General features: G+C 43.0%; 1 pseudogene. It reads left to right on the top strand.

From position 1 onward, the window contains the following. Positions 1 to 342: pseudogene (locus tag ACG916_RS21585) on the top strand (type VI secretion system tip protein VgrG); the annotation flags it as partial.

The raw sequence follows: 342 nt of genomic DNA, 5'->3' as shown, positions 1-342 counted from the left end.
CCAATTTTATTGGTCAGCGTTCCATTCAACCGACTTCAGTGTATATCCAGCGTTGGCAAGCTGATGTATTGGATATTGATGAAGGCGCTGGCAGTGTCCAAAGTAAACACAGCCATAGTGAAAATTATGACAATGCCAGTCTAGCTTTAGAACAAGCATGGCACTTTAGCCCTGCATGGATTCAAGACCTTAATGGCGAAGATGGTGCCACGCCATCGGGCAACAGTCAGATTGAAAAGTTTAATCAAAACCTCAGCAACTACTACGATTCACAAGCCAAACAATTTACAGCAACATCAACTGTGCGCGATGCACATGTTGGTTATTGGTTTGAACTAAATG

This window comes from Acinetobacter legionensis, assembly GCF_048552295.1.
In the GTDB taxonomy this organism is placed as follows: Bacteria; Pseudomonadota; Gammaproteobacteria; order Pseudomonadales; family Moraxellaceae; genus Acinetobacter.
The sequence above is the reverse complement of the archived record's forward strand: the minus strand, read 5'-3'. Positions and strand labels throughout refer to the sequence as shown.